Annotated in this window: 23 protein-coding genes; 11 read left to right on the top strand and 12 right to left on the bottom strand. The window is 70.7% G+C overall.

Features of this window, described 5'->3' with window-relative positions:
* Nucleotides 1-211: 211 nt before the first annotated feature.
* Nucleotides 212-1,210, top strand: a complete 999-nt coding sequence (locus OHS16_RS17570; RefSeq protein ID WP_328538152.1) for an aldo/keto reductase — start codon at nt 212-214, stop codon at nt 1,208-1,210.
* Nucleotides 1,211-1,399: 189 nt separating this feature from the next.
* Here the strand turns inward: OHS16_RS17570 and thpR are convergent, their stop codons facing one another.
* Nucleotides 1,400-1,945, bottom strand: coding sequence for an RNA 2',3'-cyclic phosphodiesterase (thpR, locus tag OHS16_RS17565; RefSeq protein WP_328538151.1), 546 nt, complete (start codon nt 1,943-1,945; stop codon nt 1,400-1,402).
* Between the two features lie 116 nt (nt 1,946-2,061).
* Here thpR and OHS16_RS17560 point away from each other — a divergent pair, with 116 nt between their 5' ends.
* Nucleotides 2,062-2,643, top strand: a complete 582-nt coding sequence (locus OHS16_RS17560) for a Uma2 family endonuclease (protein WP_328538150.1) — start codon at nt 2,062-2,064, stop codon at nt 2,641-2,643.
* Between the two features lie 83 nt (nt 2,644-2,726).
* Here OHS16_RS17560 and OHS16_RS17555 read toward each other — a convergent pair whose 3' ends face one another.
* Complete coding sequence (locus OHS16_RS17555; RefSeq protein ID WP_328538149.1) at nt 2,727-4,055, bottom strand: MFS transporter; 1,329 nt, start codon at nt 4,053-4,055, stop codon at nt 2,727-2,729.
* Between the two features lie 40 nt (nt 4,056-4,095).
* Entirely contained in the window at nt 4,096-4,533 is a 438-nt protein-coding gene (locus OHS16_RS17550) for a MarR family winged helix-turn-helix transcriptional regulator (protein ID WP_328538148.1), read from the bottom strand.
* Between the two features lie 133 nt (nt 4,534-4,666).
* Between OHS16_RS17550 and OHS16_RS17545 the strand changes: the two genes are divergently transcribed.
* Nucleotides 4,667-4,849 (top strand): ribbon-helix-helix protein, CopG family, encoded by a 183-nt coding sequence (locus OHS16_RS17545; RefSeq protein ID WP_328538147.1) that lies wholly within the window; start codon nt 4,667-4,669, stop codon nt 4,847-4,849.
* A 22-nt stretch (nt 4,850-4,871) separates the two neighbouring features.
* On the opposite strand, the gene OHS16_RS17540 is transcribed toward OHS16_RS17545, so the two are convergent.
* Nucleotides 4,872-6,317, bottom strand: coding sequence for an NCS2 family permease (locus OHS16_RS17540; RefSeq protein WP_328538146.1), 1,446 nt, complete (start codon nt 6,315-6,317; stop codon nt 4,872-4,874).
* A 195-nt stretch (nt 6,318-6,512) separates the two neighbouring features.
* Here OHS16_RS17540 and OHS16_RS17535 point away from each other — a divergent pair, with 195 nt between their 5' ends.
* Both OHS16_RS17535 and OHS16_RS17530 read left to right on the top strand, forming a co-directional pair.
* Entirely contained in the window at nt 6,513-6,776 is a 264-nt protein-coding gene (locus OHS16_RS17535; RefSeq protein WP_328538145.1) for a DUF2530 domain-containing protein, read from the top strand.
* Between the two features lie 146 nt (nt 6,777-6,922).
* The gene (locus tag OHS16_RS17530; protein ID WP_328538144.1) at nt 6,923-9,337 is read left to right on the top strand and encodes an HAD-IC family P-type ATPase; all 2,415 of its coding nucleotides are present in this window, start codon (nt 6,923-6,925) and stop codon (nt 9,335-9,337) included.
* Nucleotides 9,338-9,374: 37 nt separating this feature from the next.
* On the opposite strand, the gene OHS16_RS17525 is transcribed toward OHS16_RS17530, so the two are convergent.
* The 4 genes from OHS16_RS17525 to OHS16_RS17510 form a co-directional block, all read right to left on the bottom strand.
* On the bottom strand, nt 9,375-10,118 hold the full coding sequence (locus OHS16_RS17525) for a calcium-binding protein (protein WP_328538143.1): 744 nt from the start codon (nt 10,116-10,118) through the stop codon (nt 9,375-9,377).
* A gap of 123 nt (nt 10,119-10,241) precedes the next feature.
* The gene (locus OHS16_RS17520; protein WP_328538142.1) at nt 10,242-11,093 is read right to left on the bottom strand and encodes a DUF5707 domain-containing protein; all 852 of its coding nucleotides are present in this window, start codon (nt 11,091-11,093) and stop codon (nt 10,242-10,244) included.
* A 172-nt stretch (nt 11,094-11,265) separates the two neighbouring features.
* The gene (locus tag OHS16_RS17515) at nt 11,266-14,451 is read right to left on the bottom strand and encodes a sacsin N-terminal ATP-binding-like domain-containing protein (RefSeq protein WP_328540883.1); all 3,186 of its coding nucleotides are present in this window, start codon (nt 14,449-14,451) and stop codon (nt 11,266-11,268) included.
* A gap of 342 nt (nt 14,452-14,793) precedes the next feature.
* Nucleotides 14,794-15,702: a DUF3027 domain-containing protein gene (locus OHS16_RS17510; RefSeq protein ID WP_328538141.1), complete on the bottom strand. Its 909-nt coding sequence runs from the start codon at nt 15,700-15,702 to the stop codon at nt 14,794-14,796.
* Between the two features lie 440 nt (nt 15,703-16,142).
* On the opposite strand from OHS16_RS17510, the gene OHS16_RS17505 reads away from it, so the two are divergent.
* Genes OHS16_RS17505 through OHS16_RS17490 form a run of 4 tightly spaced genes read left to right on the top strand, consistent with a single transcriptional unit; the run spans nt 16,143 to nt 19,519 of the window.
* Nucleotides 16,143-17,486, top strand: coding sequence for an MFS transporter (locus OHS16_RS17505; RefSeq protein WP_328538140.1), 1,344 nt, complete (start codon nt 16,143-16,145; stop codon nt 17,484-17,486).
* A 26-nt stretch (nt 17,487-17,512) separates the two neighbouring features.
* Nucleotides 17,513-17,995 (top strand): DUF2771 domain-containing protein, encoded by a 483-nt coding sequence (locus OHS16_RS17500; protein WP_328538139.1) that lies wholly within the window; start codon nt 17,513-17,515, stop codon nt 17,993-17,995.
* Between the two features lie 5 nt (nt 17,996-18,000).
* The gene (locus tag OHS16_RS17495) at nt 18,001-18,639 is read left to right on the top strand and encodes a futalosine hydrolase (RefSeq protein WP_328538138.1); all 639 of its coding nucleotides are present in this window, start codon (nt 18,001-18,003) and stop codon (nt 18,637-18,639) included.
* Complete coding sequence (locus tag OHS16_RS17490) at nt 18,632-19,519, top strand: 1,4-dihydroxy-6-naphthoate synthase (protein WP_328538137.1); 888 nt, start codon at nt 18,632-18,634, stop codon at nt 19,517-19,519. The genes OHS16_RS17495 and OHS16_RS17490 overlap by 8 nt, the downstream gene beginning before the upstream one ends.
* Before the next feature lie 121 nt (nt 19,520-19,640).
* On the opposite strand, the gene OHS16_RS17485 is transcribed toward OHS16_RS17490, so the two are convergent.
* Entirely contained in the window at nt 19,641-20,024 is a 384-nt protein-coding gene (locus tag OHS16_RS17485; protein WP_328538136.1) for a cold-shock protein, read from the bottom strand.
* Nucleotides 20,025-20,174: 150 nt separating this feature from the next.
* Here OHS16_RS17485 and OHS16_RS17480 point away from each other — a divergent pair, with 150 nt between their 5' ends.
* A complete protein-coding gene (locus tag OHS16_RS17480; RefSeq protein ID WP_328538135.1) occupies nt 20,175-20,432 on the top strand; it encodes a hypothetical protein in 258 nt (85 codons plus the stop codon).
* Here OHS16_RS17480 and OHS16_RS17475 read toward each other — a convergent pair.
* Both OHS16_RS17475 and OHS16_RS17470 read right to left on the bottom strand, forming a co-directional pair.
* Nucleotides 20,402-21,046, bottom strand: coding sequence for an HAD family hydrolase (locus tag OHS16_RS17475; protein WP_328538134.1), 645 nt, complete (start codon nt 21,044-21,046; stop codon nt 20,402-20,404). The two genes, OHS16_RS17480 and OHS16_RS17475, sit on opposite strands and share 31 nt — an antisense overlap.
* 57 nt (nt 21,047-21,103) lie before the next feature.
* Nucleotides 21,104-22,135 carry a hypothetical protein gene (locus OHS16_RS17470; protein WP_328538133.1) on the bottom strand — a complete coding sequence of 344 codons (1,032 nt, stop codon included), beginning with the start codon at nt 22,133-22,135 and terminating at the stop codon, nt 21,104-21,106.
* A 177-nt stretch (nt 22,136-22,312) separates the two neighbouring features.
* Here OHS16_RS17470 and OHS16_RS17465 point away from each other — a divergent pair, with 177 nt between their 5' ends.
* Complete coding sequence (locus OHS16_RS17465; RefSeq protein WP_328538132.1) at nt 22,313-24,868, top strand: helicase C-terminal domain-containing protein; 2,556 nt, start codon at nt 22,313-22,315, stop codon at nt 24,866-24,868.
* On the opposite strand, the gene OHS16_RS32140 is transcribed toward OHS16_RS17465, so the two are convergent.
* A complete protein-coding gene (locus tag OHS16_RS32140; RefSeq protein WP_443042639.1) occupies nt 24,849-25,724 on the bottom strand; it encodes a VanZ family protein in 876 nt (291 codons plus the stop codon). The genes OHS16_RS17465 and OHS16_RS32140 overlap by 20 nt on opposite strands.
* Between the last annotated feature and the right edge of the window lie 88 nt (nt 25,725-25,812).

Below are 25,812 nucleotides of genomic sequence, written 5' to 3'. Positions count from 1 at the left end.
AGTTCCTGGGTCGAAGACGCTCTCCCGCCCGAACTCACCGGCCAGTTGGCGGCGAGCACACCAGGGGTGGTGGTGTAACACCGCATGCCCCGATTGCGCCTCCGGGTTTCCCCTTCCGCGCACCGGAGCCGGAAGGGGACAACCCCCCATCCACACACCCCCGCCCCGCGTCCTTGATTCGAGCGCACTCCAAGGGGTTGTCTAGGACCTCATGAAGTACACGCAGCTTGGACGCACCGGACTCAAGGTCAGCCGACTGGTCCTCGGCACGATGAACTTCGGGCCTCTGACCACCGAGGCCGACAGTCACACGATCATGGACTCCGCGCTGGACGCGGGTGTCAACTTCTTCGACACCGCCAACGTGTACGGGTGGGGCGAGAACAAGGGCCGCACCGAGGAGATCCTCGGGACCTGGTTCGCGCAGGGCGGTGAGCGGCGCGACAAGGTCGTGCTCGCCACGAAGATGTACGCGAACATGGCGGCCACGAGCGATGCCTGGCCCAACCACGACAAGCTCTCCGCGGTGAACATCCGCCGCTCCGTCGAGGCGTCGCTGAAGCGGCTCCAGACGGACCACATCGATGTGTACCAATTCCACCACGTGGACCGGAACACCCCGTTCGAGGAGATCTGGCAGGCGATCGACGTCCTGATCCAGCAGGGCAAGATCCTCTACGCGGGGTCGTCCAACTTCCCCGGTTACAAGATCGCCCAGGCCAACGAACTCGCCGCCCGGCGCGGCTCGGTGGGCCTGGTCAGCGAGCAGTGCATCTACAACCTGATGGAACGCCGTGCCGAGATGGAGGTCATCCCGGCCGCGCAGGAGTACGGCCTGGGAGTCATCCCCTGGTCGCCGCTGCACAGCGGGCTGCTCGGCGGGGCGATCCGCAAGGAGCGCGAGGGGGGCGGCAGCTCGCGGAGCTCGTCCGGCCGTTCGGCGGACGCGCTGGCGAACCCGTCGGTGCGGGCGCAGGTCCAGGCGTACGAGGACCTGCTCGACAAGCACGGTCTGGAGCCGGGCGAGGCCGGTCTGGCGTGGCTGCTGACCCGACCGGGGGTGACGGGGCCCATCGTCGGACCGCGTACCGGCGAGCAGCTGGCTTCGGCTCTGCGCGCGGTGGAGCTGGAGCTTCCCGAGGCCGTGGTCTCCGGGCTCGACGAGATCTTCCCGGGCCCGGGGCCCTCGCCGGAGGCCTTCGCCTGGTAGGCGCCGGCCGCGGGCGTCAGCCAGCAGCGCGCGAGAGACACCGCTGTAGCGCGTGAGGGTGCCGCACAACCCTGGCGGCCGCCGCCGGTCCTACTGGCCGACGGCGGCCGCCACAGCCACGACTACGAACAGCAGCACAAGCGTGATCGCCATGATCCGGTTTCTGGTTTTCGGGTCCACGCACCGAGGTTACGTGGCCGCCCCGAGCGGCCATCCGCCGACCACCTGGTACCGGGACTCCTCACCGCTGCGGACAAGGACCAGCTCCCGCACGGTCCAGGGGGCGCTTTCGAACCCTGTCAGGGCTCTCACGTACGGCCGCAGGTCAGCCGGGGCCCGGCTGTGGGCGAGGGTGAGATGCGGCACGTAGGGCCGGTCGGCCTCCATCATGATCCCGGCCTTCTGCGCGGCCGACTTCACGTCGGTGGCCAGCCGGGTCATGGCACCGACGTCCCCGGCGGCCCCGGACCACAGTGCCCGGCCGCCGAAGTTCCCCCCGCCGGCCAGCCGGAGCCGGAACGGGTCGTGATCGCCGGCGGTACGAGCGAGGCCCGCCTCCAGTGCCGGGACCAGGGTCTCGTCGACCTCGCCCATGAAGGCGAGCGTGAAGTGCCAGCCGGGGCGGCCGGTCCAGCGGAGGCCGTCGGCGCCGGGCCGCGACCGTAAGGGGATTATCCGCGAGTCCAGCTGACGAGCGGCCTCTTCCGGGGGCAGCAGCGCCGCGAACAGTCTCATGAGGAGCAGTGTCCCGCCCCTGTCGCTGCCGGAGAGGCGGGCGGGTCCTGGTCACCGTGCGTATCGTTGTACTGCGCGACTGCCCGCGCCCTGCGGCAGCGGGGAGGAGCGCCACGATGACCGTCGTCGACGACAGGATCGAGATGGCCGACACCAGCGACGAGCGCACTCTGGACGGCATGTTCGAGTGGCTCGAGCCGACCCCCGAGGGATTCAAGGTCGAGATCGTCGGGGGGAACATTTTCATGTCGCCGCAACGGGACACCCACTGGGACATCATCCTGGACGTCGTCGAGCAATTGCGTGCTGTCTATCCCCGGAAGCGGGTGAAGTCCGACGTGCGTATCGACTTCCCAGGCCGGCTGAACGGCTTCGCCTCGGACGTCGTGGCTCTCGTGGACGGTGCCGTCAAGGACGCCAAGGGCCGTTGGCGCTACCAGGACATCGAGTTCGTCGCCGAGGTAATCTCCGAGGGCACTGCCGCCAACGACTACGGACCGAAGAAGGCCGCCTACGCCGCGGCAGGAGTGCCCGTGTATCTCATCGCCGACCCGTACACCGGGAAGTGGCACCTTCACACGCTCCCGAAGGACGACGGGTACCACGGCACGGTGACGCTCGACTTCGGCTACCAGGTCGACCTCACCGGCACCGTACTCGGTCTCACCCTGCAGACCGGCGACTTCCCCCGCGACTGATCGGTGTGACTGCAGCGGGCCCGCGTCACGCCGGCTCGGGCACGGCCGAACCGGCCGGGACCGAGCCGACGGGCTCGGGCGGCCTACGCCGCCGTCGCCAGGTGCTCGCGCGGTACGAACCCCACATGCCGGCGCCCGCGCCGCAGGTCGACCTCCAGACGGAGATTGGCCGCACGGGCCAGCATCAGGCCGACCCCCATCGCCGCGAGTGCGCAGATCCCGCCGCCCAGGGTGAAGCTGATCCGCACTCCGTAGGTGTCGGTGAGCCAGCCGAAGAGCGGGCCGCCCAGCGGGGTGCCGCCGGTGAAGACCATCATGAAGAGGCTCATCACCCGGCCCCTCATCTCGGGGTCGGTGCCCATCTGGACAGTGGAGTTGGCGGTGACGTTGACCGTCAGGCCGACGACACCGATCAACGCGATCATCGGTGCGAACACCCAGACCGAGGGAAGCCACGCGGTGCAGACCTGGAGCAGGCCGAAACCGATCGCGGCGCCCACCAGGATCCGCAGTCTGGACGTGCCCCGGCGGGCCGCTAGCAGCGCGCCGGCCAGCGAGCCGACGGCCATCAGCGTGTTGAAGAGGCCGTACATCCCGACACCTCCGTGGAAGGTGCCGTTGGCGAAGGCACTCAGCCAGATCGGGAAGTTGAAGCCGAAGGTGCCCACGAAGCCGACCAGCACGATCGGCCAGATCAGGTCGGGGTGCTTGGAGACGTAGTTCAGCCCCTCGCGCAGCTGTCCCTTGCCGCGCGGCCTGCGCGGGGTGTGGTGCAGCTCGTCGGTCCGCATCAGCAGCAGGCCGGTGAGCGGAGCGAGGAAGGAGAGCCCGTTGGCGAGGAACGCCCAGCCGGGACCCACGGCCGCGGTGAGCACACTCGCGACGGCGGGGCCGAGCAGCCGTGCGGACTGGAAGTTGGCCGAGTTCAGACTGACGGCGTTGCGGACCTGGTCCGGACCGACCATCTCGGAGACGAACGACTGCCGGGTCGGGTTGTCGATGACCGTGACAAGGCCGGTGAAGAACGCGGTGAGGTAGACGTGCCAGACCTCGACATGGCCGGTGAGCGTGAGCACGGCCAGGAAGAGACCGCCGAGGCTCATCGCACCCTGGGTGCAGAAGAGCAGGCTGCGCTTGGTGAAACGGTCGGCGATGACACCGCCGTACAGACCGAACAGCAGCATCGGCAGGAACTGCATGGCCGTGGTGATTCCGACGGCCGCCGACGAACCGGTGATGCTGAGCACCAGCCAGTCCTGGGTGATACGCGCCATCCAGGTGCCGGTGTTGGAGACAACGGCGCCGGTGGCGAACAGCCGGTAGTTACGGATCTTCAGCGAACTGAACATCGACGTCCGGGTAGGGGATTCTCGCGGTGCGGGGGCGGAGTGTGCTCCGGGTCCCGAACTCAACAGTGGTCGCCTCCTGGGTATGGGTAACGGTGTGCGGGTGTCAGAGCTGCGCCAGCTTTTCCAGTACGGGCGCAGCCGCTTGAAGTTTGGTCCAGTCGTCCTCGTTCAGCCCCTCGGCGAGCTGGGCCAGCCAGACGTTCCGCTTGCGGCGGCTCTCCGCGAGCATCGCTTCGGCCTCCTCGGTCTGGCTGACGACCTTCTGCCGGCGGTCGTCGGGATGCGGCTCCAGCCTGACCAGCCCCTTCGCCTCCAGCAACGCCACGATGCGGGTCATGGACGGCGGCTGCACATGCTCCTTGCGGGCCAGCTCCCCGGGGGTCGCGGAGCCGCAGCGGGCAAGGGTCCCGAGCACCGACATCTCGGTCGGGCTCAGCGACTCGTCGACCCGCTGATGCTTGAGGCGACGGCTCAGTCGCATCACGGTGGAGCGAAGGGAGTCGACGGCCGCAGCCTTGGCGTCGGGCGAAAGCTCAGACATGTTCGTTAGCGTAACTTATTACCTTTACTAAAGACCACCCGTCATGCCGTCCGGTGAGGGAGATCACCCATATGAGTGAGGCAGGGCGCGAAAATGACGCACGACGGCACACGGCCCGGCGAACCTGTCCGGTATGGGATCGACGGTGCTCAGCCTGCGCATAGACGGTGTCCTGTTCGACAGGCTCCAGGATCATGCCGCCAAACGCGGAATGAGCGTCCAGGACTACGTGGTCCGGACGCTCATTCGCGACGACTTCGACGAACGCTTTCAGTCAGCGGTCGACAAGACGGAGAAGTTCTACGGGCACACCTGAGGCAGCCCGTTCACCGGGACGGTCAGGTGAGACCCAGCGCCGGCATGGCGTAGTAGAAGACGAAGATCAGCGACACGATGTACATCGTGACCGGCACCTCACGCCAGCGCCCGGCCGCGGCCCGCAGCACGGAGAACGCGACGAAGCCGATACCGATGCCGTTGGTGATCGAGTAGGTGAACGGCATCATCACCATGGCCAGGAAGGCCGGCACGGCGATGGTGAAGTCGGTCCAGTCGATGTCCCTGACGGAGCCCGCCAGGATAAGGAAGCCCACGGCCAGCAGAGCAGGGGTCGCCGCCTGGGAGGGGACCATGGTCGCCACCGGGGTGAGGAACAGCGCCACCGTGAAGAGCAGACCGGTCACGATGCTCGCCAGGCCGGTACGGGCACCCTCGCCGACACCGGCGGTGGATTCCACGAAGCAGGTGTTGGCCGACGACGAGGTCGCACCACCCGCCGCGACCGCGATGCCGTCGACGAACAGCACCTTGTTGATGCCCGGGAAGTTGCCGTCCTTATCCATCAGCTTGGCCTCGTCACCGACGCCGAGGATGGTGCCCATCGCGTCGAAGAAGGACGACAGCAGCACGGTGAAGACGAAGAGAATGCCGGTGAGGATGCCGACCTTGTGGAACCCGCCGAACAGACTGACGTGACCGATCAGGCCGAAGTCCGGTGACGAGACCGGGTTGCCGGGCCACTTCGGCGTCGTCAGACCCCAGCTGGGAACCGTGGTCGAGGCATCGATGATCATTGCGGCGATGGTCATCACCACGATGGAGATCAGGATCGCGCCGGACACCTTACGGATGATCAGCGCGAGCGTCAGCAGCGCGCCGAGCACGAAGATCAGCACAGGCCAGCCGTGCAGGTGGCCGTCGGAGCCGAGCTGCAGCGGAACGGTGGTCTGCGCGGCGTCCGGGACACGGGAGACGAAGCCCGAGTCGACCAGGCCGATCAGCATGATGAAGAAGCCGATACCGATGGCGATGCCCTTGCGCAGGCCGAGCGGCACCGCGCTCATCACCCGCTCCCGGAGCCCGGTGGCAACCAGCAGCATCACCACGATGCCCGCCAGGACGACCATGCCCATGGCATCCGGCCAGCTCATCCGGGGCGCGAGCTGAAGGGCGACGACCGTGTTCACCCCGAGGCCGGCCGCCAGCGCGATCGGCACATTGCCGATCACACCCATCAGCAGCGTCGAGAAGGCCGCGGTCAGCACCGTGGCGGTGACCAGCTGGCCGCCGTTGAGCTGGTGTCCGTACATGTCCTTCGCGCTGCCCAGGATGATCGGGTTCAGCACGATGATGTAGGCCATCGCGAAGAAGGTGGCGAGCCCGCCGCGGATCTCGCGGGCGACCGAGGATCCCCGCTCCGAGATCTTGAAGAAGCGGTCGAGGGCATTGTGTCCGCCGGGGGACGGCGGCTGGGTGTCGACCGGAGCGGTGGCCGAGGGAGACATGCGCTGACCTCAGTTGTCATGGGGCGATGAAACGGCCATATTTGGACGTTTGCACGAATGGAATGAGTCATTCGAAAGCCGTTTCAGTATGAATACATAAGGCGAAGATCGCTATCTCCGCGCGTAGATCCTTGCGCCGATCGGCCTGAGCCGGTGCCGGGCTCTGCCGGACAGGCCCCGCATAGACTGTGGTCCATGGCGAAGTGGACACCAACACATGAGGCACCCGAGCCCCTTGAGGGACCCGTGGTCGCCACGGTCACCGGCGGCACGGTCATCTGGTTCGTCCTCTTCCTCGTCCAGGTCCCCTTCTACGGCTGGTTCGACGACCACGGGCACCTCTGGTGGCTGTGGACCTGCGCGGCCGGTGCCGGACTCGGGCTGATCGGCATCTGGTACGTACGGGGGCGCGACGCCGCGCTCAGGCGGGCGTCGGCCGCACCGGATCCCGGCGCCTGACCTCACCGGAGCCCGCGCCCGACACGCACCGCAGCCCGGTTCCGCACCGGGTCCGTACCGCGGCAGCACGGTCCACCCCGTCCCGGGTTACGATCCGTCCGCCGCTCACCGGGTGAAGCCACCATTCCGGCCGTACCGTCGGACCCATGACGCATGGGCCGCATATCGACGCCGGTTCCGAGCTCGACCCCGTCCATCCCATCGCGCTGCCCGCCCCCGCACGTGCGGCCGGGCTGACCACGGCCGAGGTCGCCGAACGGGTGGCCCGGGGCGAGGTCAACGACGTGCCCGTGCGTTCCAGCCGGTCCACCACCGAGATCGTCCGGGCCAACGTCTTCACCCGGTTCAACGCGATCATCGGCGTGCTCTGGCTGATCATGCTCTTCGTCGCACCGTTCCAGGACAGTCTCTTCGGCTACGTCATCATCGCCAACACCGGCATCGGCATCATCCAGGAACAGCGGGCCAAGCGGACCCTGGACGGGCTGGCCGTGATCGGCGAGGCCAAGCCGACCGTCCGCCGGGACGGGAAAGCCGCAGCGGTCTCCACATCCGAGATCGTCCTGGGGGACCTCATCGAGCTGGGGCCGGGCGACAAGGTCGTCGTCGACGGCGGGACCATCGAGGCCGACGGGCTCGAGATCGACGAGTCGCTGCTCACGGGTGAGCCCGATCCGGTGCTCAAGAAGCCGGGCGACCGCATGATGTCCGGCAGTTTCGTCGTCGCGGGCAGTGGTGCGTTCACCGCCACCAAGGTCGGACGGCAGGCGTACGCGGCGCAGCTCGCCGACGAGGCGTCCCGCTTCACCCTGGTCCACTCGGAGCTCCGGAGCGGGATCTCCACCATCCTCAAGTACGTGACCTGGATGATGGTCCCGACAGCGATCGGCCTGATCATCAGCCAGCTCGTCCGCGAACGCCACGACTTCAAGGACTCCATCGCCAGGACCGTCGGCGGCATCATCCCGATGATCCCCGAGGGGCTTGTCCTGCTCACATCGGTCGCCTTCGCGATCGGCGTCGTCCGGCTCGGCCGCAAGCAGTGCCTGGTGCAGGAGCTGCCCGCGATCGAGGGCCTGGCGCGGGTCGACGTGGTGTGCCTGGACAAGACGGGGACGCTCACCGAGGGCGGAATGAACGTCACAGGACTGCGGGTGCTCGGCGGCGAGGACAAGGCCCACACCGAGAAGGCGCTCGGCGCGCTCGGCGCTTCGGACCCCCGGCCCAACGCCAGCCTCAAAGCGGTGACCGACGCCTACCCGGACGGCTCGGGCTGGCGCTGCACACAGGCGCTGCCGTTCTCATCCGCCCGCAAGTACAGCGGCGCCTCCTTCGGTGAGGACGGCGGCGGGACGTCGACCTGGCTGCTCGGCGCACCCGATGTGCTGCTGCCGGCCGATGACCCGGCGCTCAAGGAGGTCGGACAGCTCAACGAGGAGGGGCTGCGGGTGCTGCTGCTGGCGCGGGCCGCCGGGCCCCTGGACGACACCGACGCGGTGGCCGGCGCGCGGCCGGTCGCCCTGGTGGTGCTGGAACAGCGGCTGCGCCCCGACGCGGCCGACACCCTCGCGTACTTCGCCGAACAGGATGTCGCCGCCAAGGTGATCTCGGGGGACAACGCGGTGGCGGTCGGCGCGGTGGCCGGGAAGCTGGGCCTGCCCGGCGCAGCGGACGCGGTCGACGCACGGCGGCTTCCCGGGGAACCGGAGGACATGGCGGAGGCGCTCGACACCCATTCGGTCTTCGGCCGGGTCTCCCCGCAGCAGAAGCGCGCGATGGTCGCCGCGCTGCAGGGACGCGGACACACGGTCGCCATGACCGGCGACGGTGTCAACGATGTGCTGGCGCTGAAGGACGCCGACATCGGTGTGAGCATGGGGTCGGGCTCGGAGGCGACCCGTGCGGTGGCCCAGATCGTGCTGCTCAACAACAGCTTCGCGACCCTTCCCTCGGTGGTCGCCGAGGGCAGGCGGGTCATCGGAAACATCACCCGCGTCGCCACGCTCTTCCTGGTGAAGACGGTCTACTCGGTGCTGCTGGCGGTCCTGGTGGTCTGCTTCCAGGTCGAGTACCCGTTCCTGCCGCGCCATCTGACCATGCTGTCGACGCTGACGATCGGTATCCCCGCCTTCTTCCTCGCGCTGGCCCCCAACAAGGAACGGGCGAAGCCGCACTTCGTACGGCGGGTGATGCGCTATTCCGTGCCCGGTGGCGTGATCGCCGGCGTCGCCACCTTCGCGGCGTACATGATCGCGCGGCACTACTACACGGGGGCGGGCGCCCTGGACGCCGAGACCAGCATCGCGACGCTGGCCCTCTTCCTGGTCTCGATGTGGGTCCTGGCCATCATCGCCCGCCCCTACACCTGGTGGCGGGTCCTTCTGGTGGCGGCGATGGGGGTGGCGTTCCTGCTCGTACTGGCCGTCCCCGGGCTCCAGCACTTCTTCGCGCTGAAGCTGGTGGGGACGGTCATGCCGTGGATGACCGTGGGGATCGCGGCGGTCGCCTCGCTGGGCCTCGAAGTGGCCTGGCGGTGGGTCGACCGCCGCTACCCCGGATGAGCGGTCGGGGTGTCACCCGGTCAGTCGGTTCACCCGGTCACTTGACGTCGACGAAGTCACCGGCGGCGACGGCCGCGGGCGTGGTGGTCGTACCGGCGAAGTTGTAGCGCCAGTAGCCGTCCTCGACCGCCTTGACGGTGGTGGAGAGGTTGCCGGTGCTGTTGGTCTTGACCGTCTTGACCGTGGTGTAGGTGCTGCTGTTCTTCTTGCGGAACTGCAGCTTCACCGGCTGGACGGTGTAGCCGTGGTACTTGAAGTCGTCCCAGTTCGCCCGGGCCAGCTTGCCGGTGACCGTGATGGTCTTGCCCTTCTTCACGGGCTCCGGGGCGGCGTTGACCGTCTGGGTCGAGGCACGCTGGACCTTGAACGAGCTTGCCTTCTCGGTCCACACGTAGTCGTAGTCCTTGGCCACCACCATCGCGTCGACGTACCAGGTGCCGGCCACGTCGTTCGCGTACGCGAGGTCGACCCTGGGGTCGACGGTGAAGGTCCCGGTGCAGGTGGATCCCGAGCAGTGCGTATTGCTCGTCGTGAACATGCCCGACCCGGGCCCGTAGAGCGTCAGGTCGGCGTTGTCGATGCCCGAGTTGTCCCTGGCGGTCACGGTAACCGTGAACTTCTTGACGGCGGTGGTGCCGATGACCACGTTCTTGCCGCCGTTGACCGTCACCTTGGTGATGGCGGCGTCGCCGTACTTGCCGTCCGCCTGGGCCGCGGGAACGGCGAGAGCGGTGAGAGCCAGGGCGCCGACGGCGGCGGCCGAAAGGGTACGCATACGCAAGGGAACTCCCCTATCTGATGGGTGGCAGAGAAGCGGGTGGCAGAGAAGCGTGCTCCGGGGACGGTGGCCGTCCCCGGAGCACTGACCGGACGGGCGACGGCTCAAGAAGCCGTGCGCGAGCGGTTACTTGACGTCGACGAAGTCACCGGCGGCGACGGCCGCGGGCGTGGTGGTCGTACCGGCGAAGTTGTAGCGCCAGTAGCCGTCCTCGACCGCCTTGACGGTGGTCTTCAGGTTGCCGGTGCTGTTCGTGGTGAGGGTCTTGACGGTGGTGTAGGTGCTGCTGTTCTTCTTGCGGAACTGCAGCTTCACCGGCTGGACGGTGTAGCCGTGGTACGCGTAGTCGTCCCAGTTCGCCCGGTCCAGCTTGCCGGTGACCGTGATAGTCCCGCCCTTCTTCACGGGCTCCGGCGCGGCGTTCACCGTCTGGCGGGAGGCGCGCTGGACGTGCACGGTCTTGTACGCGTCCGTGTTGGTGTAGTCGCCGTCCTTGCCGAGGGCGGCCGCACTGACCTTCCACGTTCCGGCGAGGGTGCTCCAGAGGTCGGCCCGCGGGTCGATCCTGAAGGAGACCGTGCAGGTCGATGTCGTGGCGTTCACCTTGGTGCAGGTGGCGATCTGCGAGCTGTCGTCAGGACCGAGGAACTGGTCGTAGCTGCTGTCCGAGTCCAGGCTGGTGCCGTGCCAGACGGCCGCGTAGGCGTCCTGGATGCCGGAACTGTCGGTGGCGGTGACGCTCACCGAGATGGTCTTGGGGACCGTGGTACCCAGGACGATGTCCTTGCCACCGTTCACCACGACGTTCGTGATCTTGGTGTCGCCGACGGTGTCGTTGGCCGGCGTGTTCGCGGCGAGGGGCGAGAGCGCCGCGGCGCCGCCGGCGGGGGTCTCGTCCGCCTGCGCTACGGCCGGAAAGACAAGAGCGGAAAGAGCCAGGGCGCCGGTGACGGCGGCCACAGTGGCACGTATGCGCATGTTTTGTTCCCCATGTGGAGAAGGGGACCCGCGGCGGTTGTCCGCTCGCGTAGCCCGAGTGGTCTGTGGAGCCTGATGGCTCCACAGACCAGATCGCTGACGCGAGTAAATGGTTGTGCTGTCTGTGAATATTTTGAAACTTGTTGATGGAGGTGTCGCATGTTCCGCCGGATCAGTCGAACCAGCGGTCCCTGGCCAGCTCCTCGGTGCGTGACGGGTCCTCGATCAGGGCGGCCACCTCGAACCGGCGCGGCCACTGCCCCGCCGACCAGGCGAGACCGGCCGCGACACCCTCCAGGGTGGCGGCGTGCAGCACGCCGTCCCGGGTGCGGTGCCAGTCCAGTTCGACACCGCCCGCCAGAAGTTCCTCGTGCTCGACGTAGGTCTCCGGGGTGCCGGGGCCGAGCAGCACCCGGATCGCGCCCGGAACCGGGTGCTCCTCGCCGGCCGTGGTCACCTCGGGCTCCACCGTCTCACTGAGCCTCCTGACCTGGAGCAGTTCGGCCAGGTCGGCCGCCCGGTCCGGGGACACCGGAAGGAGCGGAACACCGGAGGTCAGCGGCAGCAGGTCCGGGGCGTCGGCGACCAGCGCGTCGGCCGCATCCACCACTCGCACCTCGCCGTCCACCACGGCGCGCAACTCGTCCGGGAGAGTGACCTGTTCCGGGTCGAGCCGGGCCAGTTCACCGTAGATCGAGTGCAGCTGACGGCCGGACACCTCACGGCCGGGATCCGCAAGGCGCCCGAGCAGTTCGGCCGCACCGCCCGGCTCGTCGAGCAGGGAGGGCAGCGAGGTCCGAACGCCCAGCGCCCGGAGAACCTGCTCGTCGTCGAAGCCGCCGGCATCCGCATCGTCGTAGAGACCGGCCAGCAGCGGGTCGCCGCCGGCCGAACGCAGCCCGGCGGGGCGGCGGCCTTCGAGCACCGGATGGTCGCGCAGCCACCAGGCGGTGTACGACCGCACCGAGGTGGTCGTCCCGTCCGGGAGCAGCACCCTGACCGGCTGGGTGAGCGCGTCGCGCAGCGGCGGCCGGCTCAGCAGGGCGAGGGCCTGCGGCCATTTGCCGTCGTCGACCAGGTCCAGATCGCGTACCGCGATGATCTCTGTCGCGACCGGCGGCACATTCGCCTCGGGCAGCTGGTCGAGTACGTCCTCGCACCAGACGTCCACCGCGTCGAGCAGGCCGGCGTCGTCCGGCTCGGCGAAGTCGCCTTCGCGCGGGTCGAGTTCATCGGGGTCGAGTACGACGTCCGTGGCGTGCACGAGTCCGAACGTGGCGAGCACGCCGCAGGCGGTCAGCGGCTGCTCACCCCACCGCTCCGCCAGCTCGCTGTCACAGAGGGCCAGTTCGCCCTCGCGCATGATCCCGGCGAACGGGGATCCGGGCAGGACCAGTTCGCCGGCCGGTGCGGTGTCTCCGTCCTCGTCGGGGAGGGCGAGCGCGGCGAGCCAGGGCTCGTCACCGGGCTGCAGATTCGCCTCGCGCACCAGGGCGAGCACCACATCGGCCAGGTCATCGGCGCCGAGCGGTTCCTCGCTCCGCTGCGATCCGCCCTCGCGCTTCGCGAAGTCCATGGATGCGAAGCCCCAGCTCTCGCCCTCGTCCATCGACGCCGCGACCGCGGCCCGTACCTGAGGGGTCGTCAGAACGGCCCTGGGGGTGGCGGGCAGCGCACCGAGCTTCTCCAGCAGCGGATGCGCGGCGTCCGGGTGGGCGACCTTCAGGCCGAGCCGGGCCAGGTCGGCCGGTGTCTCGGCGAGCGGAAGCAGCACCTGCCTCGGGCCGACCGCCGTACGGCCGGACGCGAGCGGCACCGGCAGTCCGGCAAGCCGGTCCGGGTCGACACCGGCCAGGGTCTCGTAGAGCCGCCGCCACCAGGACGGTTCGCGTTCGGCGCCACCGATCCGGTCGATGGCGTCACCGAGCGGCAACCGGCCGACCCCCAGGGTGCGCAGCTCGGGCCGGCGCTCCAGGCCGGCGGGCAGCAGGGTGGGCAGCACCTCGGCGAGCACCCGCACGGTGTCGGCGCCGGCCCCTTCGACGACCTCGGCCTCGAAGGGCCGCAGCGCGCCCGCCCGCTCGTCCTGGTCCTGATCCTGACCTGGCTCGTCGTCCGGCGGCGCGGCGGGTGCCAGAAAGGCCACCCGGGCCAGCCGGTCCAGGATCGCCACCCGCAGTACGCCGTCCAGCTCTCCCTTGCCGAGCGGACCGGGCACCAGGTCGATCGTGCCGACCGAGACCGGCTCCCATCCGCCGAGCAGCCGCGCGTACGCGTCGGCCGCGCGCTGCACCAGGAAGTCGGTGAGCGGCCCCGGCGCGGGGTGGCGGCGGGCGGTGTCCAGCGGCAGCGAGGCGATCAGCAGCGCGGGCACACCGAGCGGTTCGTCGGTGGGAGTCGGCGCGTGCACCACGGGCGCGGTGCGCGGACGGGCCGGTGCGCCTTCCGCGTCCACCGGGACGGCCCAGGTCACCGACCAGTGCGGGCGCAGCCGTTCCTCCACCGGGCGGCCCTCGAGGAGCTTGCGCTCCAGGGGGCCGTGGTCGCTCACCGTCCGCCAGCGGTTGACTCCGGTGTCCGCCGCGGTGTCCTCGATGTGGACGTACGGACCGTGCACCGAGCGGGTCAGGGTGCGGGTGCCCTCCGGGGTCTCGACGGTGATCTCGGCAAGACCGGGCAGGGTCAGCAGCAGCGCGTCGTCGATCGCCGCGATCAGCCGCTGGGCCAGATCCTCCGCACCGCCGTCACGCAACGGCAGGATGACCACGGTGTCGTAGCCGTCGGGGGCGGTGCCCTCGGTGGGCAGCGGAAGACGCAGCAGCGGTACATGGCCGTCCCGGCGGCGCAGCTCTTCCTCCAGGCCCGGGGCCCGGACCGCGGCGTCCGCCGCCAGCTCCCGGGCCTCGGCGAGGGACCACCGGACCCCGCCGTGCCGGCCGACGACGGCCGGCTCGTCACTCACCGCGAGGACCGCGGCGAACCCGACACCGAAGCGCCCCACCGAGCCCTGCGCATCGGCGTCGGTGCGCTTGGCGGAGGCGCGCAGGGTGCTCAGCGATTCCACACCGGCCGCGTCCAGCGGGGCGCCGGTGTTGGCCGCGACCAGCACGGCCGGGTCGTCCCCCACGCCCGGCCGCAGGGTCAGCCGGAACCTTCCCGGCAGGCCGGCCCTCGCCGCCGCGTCGGCCGCGTTCTGCGCCAGCTCCACGACGAGACGGTCGCGGTAACCACCCAGCGCGAGGTCCTCCTCGGCGTTGGCGTCCTCGCGGAAACGAGCGGGAGTGGTGGCCCAGGCGTCGAGCACGCCGCGCCGGATACGGGCCGTGCCGAAGGGGTCGGCTCCGTCCGTGGCTTTCACGATCACGGCGTGTGCTCCTTTGTGGGGCGGCGTGGTTCCGGGTGAACGTATCGCGTGCGTCGGGGTGCGGACCGGGCACCTGCCGCGGCCTCTTTCCCCGTGCCCCGCTCCCCGAACCCAGGGTGGCGCCCGGCGCCCCGTGCCACGGCACGGGGGTGATCAGCACGAAGGGGTGACCGGCGTCAGGGACGGCCGGCCGTGCGGGGTTGCGGTGAGGGAGGCACCACGGCGCGGCACCGGCACCTCCCGTACGGCGGAGCGAGCCGACGGCGCGGCGGGAGGGGTCAGCGGACGGAGACCGGCGCGGGCGGGGCCGGCCCGCTGCCGTACGTCACCTGCCCGTCAGGAGTGCCCCAGGTCCTCGGGGCCTGAGGACTCCACGGGCACCGAACCGCCCTCGGGATCGGGGCGCAGGGTGAACGGGTCAGCAGCGGTCGAGTCGAGCACCAGCGCGGCGGGGCGCGGCGGCGCGGGCATGACAGCGGCCTCGGAGTGTCCCCCGCACCCGTACGCGAGCGACACCACATGGCCGTCCGCGGGACCGAACTCGTTGGCGCACACCCCGAAGGCCTGCTTGAGCGAGCCGGAGAGCGGCACCAGGAAGGCACAGGTCACACAGGAGGCGGGGGCCGCCTGGGCCATCGGGGTCTTGGGGCCGTACTCCTCGTCCCAGCGGTCCGCGGCGACGTGCAGGCCGTAGCGGGAGAGGACCCGCGCGCGCCGCATGCCGAGTTCCTCGGCGACAGCGGAGAGGGTGCCCCGGGCGGGCAGCGGCACCCGGTCGGTGACCTCGGCGTCCTCCGCATCGACCCGTTCCGCGAGCTCTTCGGACACGACCGAGTTCGGCGGCGGCGCGTCCTCGCCGGTGTAACCGGGCTCCAGGCGCAGATCCTCGGCCTCGGTGGGCAGCAGATCGCCCGGACCCATGTCGCCGGGGCGCAGCCGCTCGCTCCACGGCACCCACTCGGGCGCCTGCAGCGAGTCCGGGCCCGGCAGCAGCACTGTCTCGTTCAGGGTGACGAACTTGGCCCGCGAAGCACGGGCGACCGTTACCGCCCAGCGCCAGCCCCGGTAGCCGGCCTCCTTGCATTCGAAGTAGTGGGTGACGACCCGGTCGCCCTCCGCCACCACGGAGACATGCTCACCGACCACCCCGGGGAACGCGGCCTCCTCGGCCGCCTCGCGGGCAAGACCGACTGCCTCGGCGCACAGGCGGTCGGGGGTACGGCTTCTCGTCGTCGCAGCACTCACAGGTCTCGCTTCTCTCCTACGCCGTCTCACGGGTGCGCCGGACGAACATCGTGCAGGGACAGCGGGCGGAGCGGACCTGGGGACCGCGTCAACGTCCGCGCCCGACATGCCCGGGGCGGCACCTTCTCCCACCCATTCTGCGGGATAACGGAGAGGCGCACAGCCAAGGGCTACCGCCGGTGGCGCGCTGGAGGCTGCCGATCACTCCCGGGCGGATGAGCCCGCGGCGTCCGGCGCCGTGCTCGCAAGGCGGAGATCGCCCGAGTAGCGGACGCTACTGGGAGGACTCCGACAACGCAGCGAAGTGCGGTGACAGGCGTCGTGGGCCCGCCCGGGAAAGGTCAGCGGCCTCCGTGCACGCTACCCCCTCCACGGCTCCCGTCCCACCTGCACGTCCGAATCCCGGTTCGGGTCGTACGGGGTTGGGGCACTATGACGGGGTGACCACCGCAAGGTCGTCCGGCGAAATCAGCACGGCCCGTAGGGCGGGCCGGGCAGTCGGTCATGCCCTGCACCGGCCGTTCACCGGTACCGCCAAGGGCATCAGGAGGGCGACCCACGCCCACGGGGCCGGAGAGTCCGGGCTCGGCAAACTGATCGAACTGCACGCGGTGAACAGCGCGGGCGACGTGATGATCACGGTCGCGCTCGCCTCCACCGTCTTCTTCTCCGTCCCCACGGACCAGGCCCGCGGCCGGGTCGCCCTCTATCTGGCGATCACCATGGCGCCCTTCGCGCTCCTCGCCCCGGTGATCGGCCCGCTGCTCGACCGCATCCCGCACGGCCGGCGGGCCGCGATGGCGGGCGCGATGCTGGCCCGGGCGCTGCTGGCGCTCACCATGTCCGGCGCGGTGGCCACCGGCGGCCTCCAGCTCTATCCGGCCGCGCTGGGTGTCCTGGTGGCGTCGAAGGCCTACGGAGTGGTGCGCAGCGCCGTGGTGCCCCGGCTGCTGCCACCCAATTTCTCGCTGGTGAAGGCGAACTCCCGGGTGACGCTCGGCGGTCTGCTGGCGACCGGCATCGGCGCGCCGATCGGTGTGGTGCTCCAGCACATCGGCTCGTCCTGGCCGCTCTACGGGGCGTCCGTCGTCTTCGGCTGCGGCACCTTCCTGGCGTTCACGCTGCCGCCGAAGGTCGACTCCGCGAAGGGCGAGCGCAAGGCCCAGCTGGTGGAACAGCAACGCAAACCGTCGCTGCGCACGGTGGGCCCTTCCGTCTTCAAGGGGCTGCTGGCCAACGCCACGCTGCGCTGCCTCTCCGGCTTCCTGATCTTCTTCCTGGCGTTCCTGCTGCGGGTGCATCCCATGGCCGGACAGAGCGCCGCGGTGTCCCTCGGGATCGTCGGCGTCGCGGCCGGCACCGGCAACGCGCTGGGCACCGCGGTCGGCGCGCTGCTGCGCTCCCGCGGCCCGGAGATCATGATCGCCACGGTACTGACGGTGGTGCTGGGCACCGCGGTCGTCACCGCTGTCTTCTTCGCACCGGTGCTGGTGGCGATGCTGGCGGCGGTGGCCGGCGTCTCGCAGGCCCTGGCGAAGCTCTCCCTGGACGCGATGATCCAGCGCGATGTGCCGGAGGAGGTGCGGACGTCGGCGTTCGCCAGGTCCGAGACGCTGCTGCAGATGGCCTGGGTGGTGGGCGGCGCCATCGGGATCTCGCTGCCGCTGAACGGCACACTGGGCATGTCGGTGGCTTCCGCACTGGTCGCCGCCGGGGTCTTCGCGACCGTACGGGGGCTGCTGCGGGCGGCACGGCGCGGCACGCCGCACCCCCGCGTGGCATGACCTGTACCGGACGATAGCCTTCGGCCATGACCGTTGCGCTTCTTTCTGGTAGGGGCCGCCGCACTGCTGCCGCCCTCGGTGTTGTGTCCGCCGGGCTCCTCGTGCTGTCCGCCTGCGACAAGCCGACCCCCATCGCCACCGTGACGGTCGGCAGGGACTCGGTGCACACCGAGGCCGCCTGCTACAACGACGGCAAGGCGCTCGACCTCGCCGCGTCCAAGGCCTGCGCCGCGGACAAGAAGGACGTCAAGTCCATCGAGGTGGACCCCGACGCGACGGTGCGCATCGGTGTGGACCCGAAGATCGCCGACAAGGGCTGGACGCTCCTGATGAACGGTCAGCCGCTGACCGCCAAGAGCACCAAGACCTTCACCAACATCCCGGGCAGCGTCTTCTTCAACTCGCAGTACGGCGCCAAGGGCAACTCGACGACGGTCGCGGTGGCCATGGGCGACGGCACCAGCAAGATCTACGGCCTGTGGTCGTTCAAGTTCAAGAAGGACGCCTGACCACCTTGCGCGTACTGGTCGTGACCGCGGTTCCCGCCGAGCGGGACGCGGTCACGCGCGCGTCCGGGGCCGTGCCCGGGTACCAAGTGATCGCGGCCGGCGTCGGTCCCGCGGCGGCTGCGGCAGGCACCGCGAGGGCGCTGGCAGCCGGCCCGTACGACCTGGTCGTGTCGGCGGGCATCGGCGGCGGATTCCGATCCCCGCCAGGCTCTCTGCTGGTCGCGGACGCGATCGTGGCCGCCGACCTGGGCGCCGAGACCCCGGCGGGGTTCGTCCCGGTGACCGGCCTCGGCTTCGGCACGGTGGAACACCGCCCGCCCGCCGGCCTGGTGACAGCGGTGGCCGCCGCGACAGCCGCCACCACCGGCACCGTACTCACCGTGTCCACCGTCACCGGCAGCGCTGAACGCGCCGCCGCCCTGCTGGCCGCGCACCCCGCGGCCGTGGCCGAGGCGATGGAGGGCTTCGGGGTCGCCGAAGCCGCAGCGCAGGCCGGCGTACCGGTACTGGAGATCCGGGCGGTCTCCAATGCCGTCGGCCCGCGCGACCGGGAGGCCTGGCGCATCGGGGAAGCGCTGGCCGCACTCACCGAGGCTTTCGGAAAGCTTCCGCCCGTACTGGAAGGTTGGACCGCACATGACTGAGCAGCCGCTGCAGATCGCTTTCTCGCCCTGCCCCAACGACACCTTCGTGTTCGAGGCGTGGGCCCATGGCCGGGTGCCGGGCGCGCCCGCGATCGATGTGACCTTCGCGGACATCGACATCACCAACGGCATGGCGGAGCGCGGCGAGTTCGACATCCTGAAGGTCTCGTACGCGGTACTGCCGTGGGTGCTCGACGAGTACGCGCTGCTGCCCTGCGGGGGCGCGCTCGGGCGTGGCTGCGGGCCGCTGGTCCTCACCCTTCCGCCGGTTCCCGGCTCCGCGGGGGCAGGGCGGTCCCCGATGGGCGGGGTGGATCTCACCGGCAGGACGGTCGCCGTCCCGAGCGAACGCTCGACGGCATATCTGCTCTTCCGGCTGTGGGCGGCGGAGGCCGTCCCCGGCGGGGTGGGCGAGATCGTCGTGCTGCCCTTCGACGAGATCATGCCCGCCGTCCGGGACGGCAAGGTCGACGCGGGCCTGGTCATCCACGAGGCGCGCTTCACCTACCAGGAGTACGGACTGCACTCACTGGCCGACATGGGCGAGCACTGGGAGTCGACGACCGGACTGCCGATCCCGCTGGGCGCGATCATCGCCAAGCGGTCGCTGGGCGAGGACCGGCTGCGGCAGCTGGCGGACGTGGTGCGCGCTTCGGTGCGCAGCGCCTGGGACACGCCCGAGGTCTCGCGTCCCTATGTGCTCGGCCATGCGCAGGAGATGGATCCCTCGGTGGCCGACCAGCACATCGGCCTCTACGTGAACGAATTCACCGCGGATCTGGGTGAGGCGGGCTACGCCGCGGTTCGGGGACTGCTGACGCGGGCCGCCGCGGAGGGGCTGGTACCGGCCCTGGCGCCCGGGGCCCTGACCTTCGCCTGACCTGGACGCTTCACGGAGCCCGGCGCGATTCCGGCCTGGTGATGGCCCCGCGCCTCGGGGTCATCACCAGGTGGGTCATCACCAGGTGGGTCATCACCGGACGGTCATCGCCGGCGCAGGGTCAGACGTCCAACTGGTCGGCGACGGCGCGCAGCAGGCCCGCGATCTTCGCCCCGGCCGCCTTGTCGGGGTAGCGGCCCCGCTCCAGGCTCGGAGTGATGTTCTCCAGCAGCGTCGTCAGATCCTGCACGATGGACGCCAGTTCGTCCGGCTTGCGGCGCTGCGCCGCGGCCACCGAAGGCGCCGGGTCGAGCACGGTCACCGAGAGCGCCTGGTCACCCCGCTGGCCCGCGACCACGCCGAACTCCACGCGCTGGCCCGGCTTGAGAGCCTCGACACCGGACGGGAGCACCGACGAGTGGACGAAGACGTCGCCTCCGTCGTCGCGGGAAAGAAAGCCGAAGCCCTTTTCCGAGTTGAACCACTTCACTTTGCCGGTCGGCACCGTCTGTCCTCGTTCTCGCACTCGTAGAAAACGGCTCTGGATAGCACTGCAGCGGGTCCCTGGACCCGCCACGACCCAGGCTAATGGTCCTGGGGGTGGTGACAAGACGTCGCCGGATGGTTCCTCCGCGCAAGGAACTACCCTGACTGGGTGAGCAATGAAACCCAATCGTCCGAGGCCCGTGCCGGTGACCGGCTGGTTCAGGTCGGCGCGATCATCTTCTTCGTCGGAGCCGTGGCCACCCTGGTGACGGTGGCTCCGCTGTTTCTCGGGACGGATCCGTTCCCCTCGATCGCCTATGCGGTGTGCATGCTGATGGGCGTCGGGTTCCTGGTGGCCGCGGCCGGTGTGCTGAGGTCGGTCGCGGCCCAGCGCCGTCAGGGGCGTGCGTCGGCCTCGGCGACGTAGCTCTCCAGCCAGCCGGGGAACTCCGTGAGGTCGGCCAGAACGACCTCCGCGCCCGCCGCCCGCAGCTCGTCGGCGCCGATCGGGCCGGTCGGTACGGCCACGGAGAGCGCGCCCGCCGTACGGGCGCCGCGGACGTCCCCGATGTGGTCGCCCACGTACACCGACGCGTTGTGTTCGCTGAGCGCCTCCGCCTTGGCCTCCGCCCAGAGCCAGCCGATCACGGCGTCCGGCTCGATACCCAGATGGGCGAGATGCAGCTTGGCGTTCGGCTCGTGTTTGGCCGTCACCACGATGGCCCGGCCGCCCAGCCGCTGGACAGCCGCCACCGCCTCGGCCGCACCGGCCATCGCCGTGGTCGGCTCGATCGCGTATGTGGGGTAGATCTCACGGTAGCGCTCGACCATGGCCGGAATCAGCTCCTCCGGGAACCACTGCGCCAGCTCGAGTTCGAGCGGCGGGCCGAGCCGGGTGACCGCGAGATCGGTGTCGATGTACGTATCGGTCTCGGCGGAAAGGGCCTGGTAGGCGGCCTTGATGCCGGGCCGTGAGTCGATCAGGGTCATGTCGAGGTCGAAGCCGACGGTCAGCGGTCGGAGCGGCAGATGAGAAGGCATGCCTCCCATCCTCTCCCCACCGCCGCCGGGCGCCCGGTCCGGCCGCTGTCCCCGGCCTCAGGCCACGGGCCTCCGTGCCCGCCAGACCAGATAGAGCGCCGAAGCGCCGGCCGCCACCCGCAGCACGACCGGCCACACCCCGGTGAGCGCATCGGCCATGCCGTGCGCCGGGATCGGCGTGCCCCAGCGGCCGCTCGACCGCCCCCACAGCCAGACCAGTCCGCCGACGGCGGCCAGCCCGGGCAGTCCGAGCACCGCCCACTTCGCCTCGGCCCGGCTGAGCCGCCGCGAGGCGTACGCGAGAAGCCAGCCGACGCCCAGCACCAGCAGGTTCCCCAGAACCACACCGGCCACCAGCACGGCCGCGGCGAACAGCAGGTACGGGCTGGAGAAGGCACGGCGCGCGGGCACATCCTCCACGGCAGCGGGCAGCCGCCGCCGCAGTGCGAACCGCCTGCGCGGTCCTGGTTCCTCTTCGGTCTCCTCGTCGGGCTCCGCCTCGACCCCGGCGTCCTCCGTCTCCCGGTCCGGCGGCCGCAGTATCTCGGGGATCTCCACGCCCCCGGTGAAGCCGGGCACCGAGTCGCCGGGGCCGAAGGGACCCGACTCGATACGCCACCAGTCGGGCCGGTCGCCCGAGGGGCCGAGCTCGTCCTCCCCGGCCAGATGCGGTGGCCGTGCCGCCGTGGACCGGGGCTGCGGGGCGGCCTTCTCGCCGCGCAGCGGGCGGGGAATCCGGCGGGTCCTCTCCCGGACGCCACGCTCCGCCACGTCCTGGTCACCGGTTTCGCGCTTCCCGGCGCCGCGGGCCCGCTCGCCACGCACCTCAGCCGGCTCGGGCACGGGTGACGCGCCCGGCATCGGACCGCCCGCCGCCGCGGCCACCTGCTCCGCGGGCGTGCCCAGCCGGCCCAGGATCCGGAGTACATCGGCCGTTTCGGCACCCCCGGCCCCGGCCCGCTGCCGGTCGATCTCACCGCGCAGCGCGGAGACCAGCCGCATCCGATCGCCGGAGGACAGCTGGCGCTGGGCCAGGTCACCGACCCTGCTCAGATAGTCGTAGACGAGTTGATCGCTCTCGATCCCCACGAAAGTCGCTCCCCTTCACGCCGCCTGCTCCGACGGTAGCGCCCCCGCCCCCGCACAGCGGTTCTCACCCGCCGTAGGGGCCGAAGTCGGTGGGCCGGGGTGGGGCAGTGCGCCATCCCCCGGTAAATCTCAGTAACGTGGGCCGGATGGGAACGGTCAGTTCTATGGGAGGCGCACGTGCCGGAACGAACACGCAGCACGCCACCGCGCACCCTCGCCGAGGCCTTGCGGCTTCGTGACGACGCGTCCCTCACGGGGCTGCTGAGGGCACGGCCCGATCTGCTCACGCCGGTACCCGGCGATATCGGCGCGCTCGCGACCCGGGCAGGAACGCGCGCTTCGGTGGTCAGGGCGCTGGAACACCTGGACCGGTTCACCCTCCAGACCGCGGAGGCGCTGGCCGTCGCGCCGGACCCGGCCCCCTACGCAACGCTCCTCGCGCTGATGGGCGGTGACGAGTGCGACCCGGTGGTGGAGGCCGAACTGCCCGGCGCCGTCGGGGTCCTGCACGAACAGGCGCTGATCTGGGGTGATGACGACCGGCTGCGACTGGTCCGCACCGCCCGCGAACTGCTCGCCCCCTCCTCCACGCATCCCTCACCGACCGGTCTCGGACCGACGGTGGCCGAGGCTGCCACAGGGATGTCGCCCGGCCGAGTGCAGGAGATCGTGGCCGCGGTGGGCCTGCCGGGCACTCATGACTCGGTGTCCGCCGTCGCCGCTCTGACCGCGCTCTTCACCGACCGGCAGCGCATGTCGGAGCTGCTGGACCAGGCGCCCGTCGATTCGCTGAACGTACTGAGCAGGCTGGTCTGGGGTCCGCCGTACGGCACGGTGACATCGGCGGCCCCCGGCGCGGGCGCCGCCGACCCGGCCCGCCCGGTGCGCTGGCTGCGCGATCACGGCCTGCTGCTGCCCGCCAGCGCACAGACCGTCGTGCTGCCCCGGGAGGCAGCCCTGCACCTGCGGGCCGGACGCGCCCACCGGAGCACCGAACCGCGACCGCCGGCCGTCGCTCCCGCCCGGGACTACGGTCCACAGGCTGTGGACGCGGCAGCGGCCGGGCAGGCCTTCACCGCGCTCGACACCGTCGAGGAACTCTTCAAGGACTGGAACGAGGGCGGCCCCACCGTGCTGCGCTCGGGCGGTCTCAGCGTCCGCGACCTCAAGCGCACCGCGACAGCACTCGACACCACCGAGCAGCTGGCCTCTTTCTGGATCGAACTCGCCTATGCGGCAGGCCTGCTGGCCGCCGACGGGGAGGCCGACGAACGCTTCGCCGCCACCCCGGCGTACGACGTCTGGCTGGAGTCCCCCGCCCAGGACCGCTGGGCCCAGCTGGCCACCGCCTGGCTCACCGCCACCCGGACACCCGGCCTGATCGGCGGTCTCGACGCCAAGGGCCGCGCCCTGTCGACACTCGGCCCCGATCTGGACCGCTCGGCCGCCCCCGAGGTGCGCCGCAGGGTCCTCGCCCTGATGTCCACCCTGCCGCCCGGCACCGCCCCCGAACCGGAATCGCTGCTGGCCCGGCTGCGCTGGGAGCGACCGGTACGCGGCACCACAGCGGGCCGCGGCCCCACGCAGAGCCCGGCCGCGGACCTCGCGGCTGCACGGTACGCGCACGGCGCGACGGCGGTGGGCGACCTCCGCTCACGTATCGCCCAGTGGACGATGAACGAGACCGAACTCCTCGGCATCACCGGCCGCGGCGCCCTCTCCGCCCACGGCAGGGCCCTGCTGGGCGAGGCGGCGCCCGACCGGGCACTGCCCGCGCCGACCGCCGCCGCGCTCGCCACGGCCCGTACCCTGGCCGCCGACGCGCTGGCCCGGCTCCTGCCCGTACCGCTCGACCATGTGCTCCTCCAGGCCGATCTGACCGCCGTCGCACCCGGCCCCCTCGAACGCCCGCTCGCCGAGCTGCTGGGGGTCGCCGCGGACATCGAGTCCAAGGGCGGTGCCACCGTCTACCGCTTCACGGCGGGGTCGGTACGGCGCGCCCTGGACGCCGGGCAGTCCGCGTCCGACCTGCATGCCTTCCTGGCCGCTCACAGCCGTACGCCGGTACCGCAGCCGCTGAGCTATCTCATCGACGACGTCGCCAGGAAGCACGGCCATCTGCGGGTCGGTGCCGCCTCCTCCTACGTGCGCTGCGACGACGACGCGGTGCTGACCGAGATCCTGGCCGACACCCGGTCACAGTCGCTGCGGCTGCGCCGCCTCGCGCCCACCGTGCTGGCCGCGCAGGCCGATCCGTCCGAACTCCTCGAAGGGCTGCGCGCGATGGGCTTCGCCCCGGCAGCGGAATCCGCCGAAGGCGATGTGCTGATCACCCGCGCCGACGCCTACCGCACCGCGCCGCGCACCGCACCCGCACCGGTCCCCGAAGGCCCGCCGGCACCCGACGACACGCTGCTCGCTGCGGCGCTGCGCGCGATCAGGGCCGGTGACACGGCCGCCACCGTGATCCACAAACCGGTACCCGAGTACGGCGACCTGCCCCGCACCCCCTCGGCGGAGACCCTCGCCACGGTCCAGGCCGCGGCGATGACCGGCGCGGCCCTGTGGATCGGTTACGTCAGCGCTGACGGCGCGGCCAGCAGGCGCGTGATCGCGCCGGTCCGGGTGGAGGGCGGTTTCGTCACGGCCTACGACCACACGGCCGACGACGTCCGCACCTATCCACTGCACCGCATCACCGGAGTCGCCGAGCTCACCGACGACCAGACCTGAACGACTGCCACCAGGGACCGGCCGCCGGTTTTCCGGCGGCCACAGTCCGCTTCCCGCCCGCCTTCCTGGCGGCCGGAATCGTGGCCCTGGTACTCCTGGCGGCCGGCTTCCCGGCCGAGGACTTCTTCGTTGCGGCCGGCTTCTTCGTTGCGGCCGGCTTCTTCCCGGCAGGCTTCTTCGTGCCGGCAGGCTTCCTGGTGGCCGCCGACCGCTCCCCGGCCGCGGGACGGAACATCGCCCTGAGCCGGTCGGAGAACGCGGCCTGCGCCACCGGCCCGGCCTTCTTCCCGGACCCGGACCCGCCGGACCGGGATTCCGGTGCGGGCTCGCGCTCCGCCGGGTGCCTGTCGGCCCGGGAGGACCGCTGCCACCAGTGGCGCCGGCGCGGGTGCAGCGCCCGCCCGAGACGACGCCCCAGCAGCAGATATCCGATCAGCGCGCCGGTCGTATTGAGGATCACGTCGTCGACGTCGAAGGCGCGCCCCTCGACCAGCGCGCCCTGCGCCGCCTCCACCATCAGCATCACGAAGGCGGTGACCAGCACCACCCGCAGCAGTCCCCTGGCTTTGGGGATCAGCACCGGGAGCAGCACCCCGAAAGGCACCCCGAGCAGCAGGTTGCCGCCGATCTGCTTGACCGTGTCACGGAACGCTGGCTGGTCGAGATAGGTCCGGATCGAATCGCCGGGGCGAAGATTGGTGTGGGTGAGATCCACCGAAGCCGCCGACGGCTGGAGCGTCACCTTCGCCAGTGCCACGGCGAAGCCCACCATGCACACGAACCCCACCAGCAGAACCAGGGTGCGCATCACCGTCGAGGCCCAGGTGCGGCGCTGCAGCCGCGGTTCGGTTTCCATGGGCAGCGTGTACCCCCGGCCGAATGCGCGACACTGGTGGTTTGGCCGCAAGGAAATGGCCTGCCGCAAGGCGTGACGTGAAGGGACA

Origin of the sequence: Streptomyces sp. NBC_00344 (genome assembly GCF_036088315.1) — a bacterium.
Classification (GTDB): domain Bacteria; phylum Actinomycetota; class Actinomycetes; order Streptomycetales; family Streptomycetaceae; genus Streptomyces.
This window is presented reverse-complemented; position numbering and strand designations above follow the sequence as displayed.